The sequence below is a fragment of the Sulfolobales archaeon genome (genome assembly GCA_038897115.1).
Lineage (GTDB): Archaea > Thermoproteota > Thermoprotei_A > Sulfolobales > AG1 > AG1.
Genome location: JAWAXC010000139.1, coordinates 1 through 4,643, shown reverse-complemented (window position 1 = coordinate 4,643; position 4,643 = coordinate 1). Strand labels below are relative to the sequence as shown.

6 protein-coding genes are annotated in these 4,643 nt (G+C 44.6%); 1 reads left to right on the top strand and 5 read right to left on the bottom strand.

The features are described 5' to 3' along the window. The 5 genes from QXE01_11660 to QXE01_11640 form a co-directional block, all read right to left on the bottom strand. Nucleotides 1-210: hypothetical protein (locus QXE01_11660; protein MEM4971893.1), on the bottom strand; the 210-nt coding region annotated here is incomplete at its 3' end. A 60-nt stretch (nt 211-270) separates the two neighbouring features. Beyond that, nucleotides 271-1,464 carry a hypothetical protein gene (locus tag QXE01_11655; GenBank protein ID MEM4971892.1) on the bottom strand — a complete coding sequence of 398 codons (1,194 nt, stop codon included), beginning with the start codon at nt 1,462-1,464 and terminating at the stop codon, nt 271-273. Further along, the gene (gene cas5a, locus QXE01_11650) at nt 1,454-2,200 is read right to left on the bottom strand and encodes a type I-A CRISPR-associated protein Cas5a (protein ID MEM4971891.1); all 747 of its coding nucleotides are present in this window, start codon (nt 2,198-2,200) and stop codon (nt 1,454-1,456) included. The genes QXE01_11655 and cas5a overlap by 11 nt, the downstream gene beginning before the upstream one ends. Before the next feature lie 33 nt (nt 2,201-2,233). After that, a complete protein-coding gene (cas7a, locus tag QXE01_11645) occupies nt 2,234-3,274 on the bottom strand; it encodes a type I-A CRISPR-associated protein Cas7/Csa2 (GenBank protein MEM4971890.1) in 1,041 nt (346 codons plus the stop codon). A 1-nt stretch (nt 3,275) separates the two neighbouring features. Continuing rightward, a complete protein-coding gene (locus tag QXE01_11640; GenBank protein MEM4971889.1) occupies nt 3,276-3,632 on the bottom strand; it encodes a hypothetical protein in 357 nt (118 codons plus the stop codon). 219 nt (nt 3,633-3,851) lie between these two features. Here QXE01_11640 and QXE01_11635 point away from each other — a divergent pair. Beyond that, nucleotides 3,852-4,643 (top strand): hypothetical protein (locus QXE01_11635; protein MEM4971888.1); only part of this gene is annotated, 792 nt, incomplete at its 3' end.

The window sequence follows — 4,643 nt, the reverse complement described above, 5'->3', positions numbered from 1 at the left end:
GCTCCTCATAGGAGCAACATGGATCACAGAGGAAGCATATGGAAAATAACCCCTTAGAATAGCCAGTAGAATTGTCATGGGAACCGCTGTCTTACCAATACCTGGAGGAGCCCTTAGAATAGCAACCTTCCTATATTTAAGCGCGTTTTCAACACGATCTAGGGAATATTCGATGAAGCTTCTAATGTTTCGAGAACTATAGAAGCCCATCTCAACAGTTCTTCTATATATCTCTTCCAGCGCTATAGTATCTCACCTCCATAGAGTGTCTCAGGATTGCATAGCAAAACCAGTTAAGACCTCAACAAGCCTTCTAAAGCAGTAAGGGCTGATCAGCTGCCTCCCCTCCCTCTCTTCCTGATCCCTTATAGCCCTAGCTATATAGTACGAGGCCTCAGACGGATCTTTGGAGCCTATGAGAGCTTCATAAAGCATCGTGAGAGCATTGAGAATCTTAGGTTCTTCAGCCCCTAAACCCCTTCTAATAATTTCTCTCACCTGCTGAAGACATGCGCACCCAGATTTATCACATAGATTAGCTAATCTAGCAATCTCACCCCCAATCGTTAGATCTTCTCTTGAGACTTCTGTAAATGTTCTTCCAGCCAGCGCGATCCTGTGGATCCTTAATCCAACACCTCTAATCCACCTGTTCTTACATTCATCTGCAAAAAGCCTCTCAAAGAGAGCAAGACCCTCTGGTACCTCGGAAAACATATTCTTCCTATCGCTAGGGTCTTCTAACAGGATCGCCGTAGTATATATATACAATATATAGGGTATTGCTGGGCTTGTTGGAACATTATAGAGAGCACTAGCTACGTTTATAGCGAGCCAGGAATCTTGAGAACATCGATCATAGATCTCGGGTATTGTTGATAGCACAACACCATCACTCGCCCTCATCCCCATATAGGATACAGCAAAACCCGCTAAGAGGAGAGAGGTCCATGCCTCATCCATCCTAACATCTAGATCCAGTTGATATGGCATATTATATGAGAGGCCCTTTTCATAGAGCTCTACCTTGAAGAGCTGGAACATAGAGAGCTTGCCTTGGCCAAGCTGGATCGAGTTTCTCCCTATCTTAACTGAGAGCCTGCCCCCTTGGCCGAGTATCCTTGGGATCTCTCTAACAAAGTATACTGCTACATCACCATAGGTCTCTATCTTATCTAGCTGGCTCTGAGGAATAATTTTTTTAAGGGTTCCCTTATCATTCACATGTAGATAAGGCCACCTAAAATTTCTTCCCTTGCTCTTCACTCCGTAAATGAGGTATACCTCATTAGAAAATCTACCAAGGGCTGTTGTCATATCCCCATGCGAGACTATAACCTCGTTACCTCTAAGAGATATAGAGGCTTCTCCAAATGCCCCGATCATATTAATAGCTGTGAGAGCTAGATCCCTGATCAATGTTCCTGGAGGTGGAAGCTCTATGATTAGCTGTTCATCGCTCAACAACCACCACCTCCTCACCCCCTCTACAGATCATAGCTTTCTTAGGATCCACCTTTACCCTAACTTCTACAGGCTTCATCAAAGACTTTGAATATGGATATACCCTTCTTCTAAGGCTAACACCAACATAACCACTGATCGAGGTTTTTCTATAGTCAATAACCTCCTCAACTAATATATCGCTGGGTAAACCATCAAGGATCAAGTCTTCCCAGAATGAATATAGCGTGGACGCCTCTTCTTCAGAGGCACAAGATAGAGATCCGTACTCGACGTTCTCGACAGATACGAGTCCGTAGGATCCCCCAATCCTTATTATAGAGTGGGCAGATGATGCAACAACCCTCGCTTGATCCTGATCCCTCACTATATATAGCACCTCGAGATCTGGTTTTCCGGCTAACAAGCCTTTATAGGCCTTGCCCAGGGCCACTGCGTCGTATTTTGCAGCCGCTTCCCTAGCCCTGTACCACCAGATTTTAGATATATCTGCATATTGGATCACAGGTGCATTTACCTTCTCATGGACAGAGTAGATAAGCCTTCTAATCCTCTCCGCAGAGCTTAGACCCCCATCTTCCTCAGGGATCTTGTTGAGCCTGGCATATCCATATGAAAGGGCTCCTATAAGCGTGGTTGGTGGTGGAACTATATATGATTCTCTCGATTTGCTTGAAAATAGCTTTCTGCTTGTAAAGCCCCATGAAAGCCTCATAAGCACTTTGATATAGTACAAGATCCCAGCTCCCTTTCAATTTCATTATATTATCTAGGTTTGTATCCCTGAGAATCTAAGAGCGCTATCAATCACATATTCGAAGAACTCCTCAGGAGTAGAAGCCCTCTTAGTCTTGCTATCCTTCGGCTTCCCCCCATAGGCTATTACATCGTAGCTCACATTGATCCCCAGCTTGTTTAGTGATGATGCAAGCTTAATCGCCTTTGCCTCTGTATCCTCTATATAGCTTGGAACCTGAGCTGGCGATGCTGTAGTTGCTATCGGCTTTGTCAGTATAGCTACTCCAGACACTATTCTCTTAACCGGTGTGAACCTACTAAGCTTAGCCCCAAAGCCGAAGCCTAGGAAGAGGCCTTGGAGGGCTGCTAGGGCAGCTTTGATTCTGTTAGCCCTCTCACTAGGATCTACAGCATCCTCAACCCTTACCAGAGATGTTCTACCAATACCATCTAAGTCGAGGGATACAGTTACCCCGTAGAGGGCTGATGCTATCTCAACATAGTAGATCATCTGGGCAGCCCTCTGCCCGCCAGCCCCGGTCTCCGCTGGCATGTGCCTTGCATGGAACTGTGCCTCGATCGCTGTTGCCTCTATAGAGTCATAGGTTGGGAGCATATATCCTGTATAGAATCTAGATGTTCTCTTAACAGGCAGGGTCTCCTCCGCATAGAGGAACCCTGCTACATCAGCTACGATAGATTCTTTAATAGCTATCTTCTCAAACTCATGCTTAGCAGCGACAACATCCTTCGGCTTTGACTGGACGATCTTCAAGAGTGCTGGGGTTAGATGATTATTATCCATGAACTTAGCAAACTCATACCTAAGATCCCACTGAGTGAGGGGAGGATTAGACTTATAGATTGCCTTAGCAGCATCAACTAAATTTCTTTGATACGCATTAGCAATAGATTCACCGCTTACAGCAGGAACGTAGACAAGCCTATAACCACCATCACTGGGGATCACCATTGGAGCTCTTCTATGCTTAGTTAGATTGCCAACAGTCTCCACAGCGTTGAAAGCCTCTGCATTAACCTCAACCCTAAGACTTATAGACATGCTAGCCATCTTACCTCACCCCCTCCCCAGCTTCTCGAGGGCTCCATGAATATGCAATAGCTAGGGAAGCCACGATCTTAGCTACACTAAGATCTTTCTCGGCAAGTCTTAGAAAGATCTCAACATCGCTCGCCGTTGGCATGAAGATCTTATGCTCTCCACCCTCACCCTCCCTATCCCTCTCACTCTTAAGACTTCTAAGGGCCTCTGAGATTACATGCCTAAGAGTTGCCTGTGAGAAGGAGTTTGCAATCCTATCTATATATCCGTAGGCCCTCTCTCTAGCAAAGTACGAGAGGGCTCTAGCAATATTTAACAATGCCCTCCTCTCCTCATCACTTAGGGAGCTTATTTTAAGCTCCTGCATATAATCACCGTCAATTATAGCTTAGAAGTATATATAAATGCTAATTCTCGTAGGGATTATACTTAGTCTATATCAAAATATACTAAGCCTAGATCGTGATCCGCGTTAAACCCTATGATATCGGTAATGCTAGTTTCCACATTAATATAGATTGTAAGCAAATAACTATGAAACAAAATATATAATTTAACATAATAACATATACATGGTTAATACATCTTGAAGCTAACAAATCCCCTTGAAGATATCGATAGATTAGTAGATATACTGGCTAGAGCTGAGAAGGAGCTAGTATATCTTGGTCCGGAACTCCGGATAGATGGGTTTGAAGAGCTTGTGGGTTCTGTTGAGGTGTTTGAGAGTTTTGGACTGGGTTCTGGGCTTGCTGAGTATGCTGTGGAGAATGTTGATGGTACTCCTTATCAGGGTTTTTTAGATAGCTCTTCGAGGTCTATAGCTTATCCTGGCATTCGGATCTTTATTGGTGCTTGTTATGCTAAGGATCTAGATCGTCATATTCTGGTTCCCACAGGCCTTAGAACGCCCTACCTGGCTATTCAGATGGGTAGAAAGGCTATTGAGTCGCTTAAAGATCTTTTAGAGGGGATAGCATATGTTGAGAGTCCCTCGGGCTCTCCATATGATGAGGGTTATAAACCTGATAATATTAGTGATGAGCTTAGGCTAAGGCTTGAGAATGCTGCGCTAAATACCATGAGATCTGGTAATATATTGATTGATGGGCCTATCTATCCTGTGCAAGTGGCTTTCGCAAAGATCTTTGGGAGGGAATATCGCGAGGCCTTCGAGAAGCTATATAGGGAGAGGGAGCCCTATATATGGAGGCTCATAGGAATCGTTAAGAGGCTAGACCAGACCTTCAAACTCCTGAGAATCCCTGAGATCCGCGAGGCTTTTACCAAGATAGCTGGGAGGGATATCAATGCGCCTGACCCCATTGTAGTGTCTAGACTAGCCGGTGATAAGAGGATCTATGCCATGGGTGTGTTT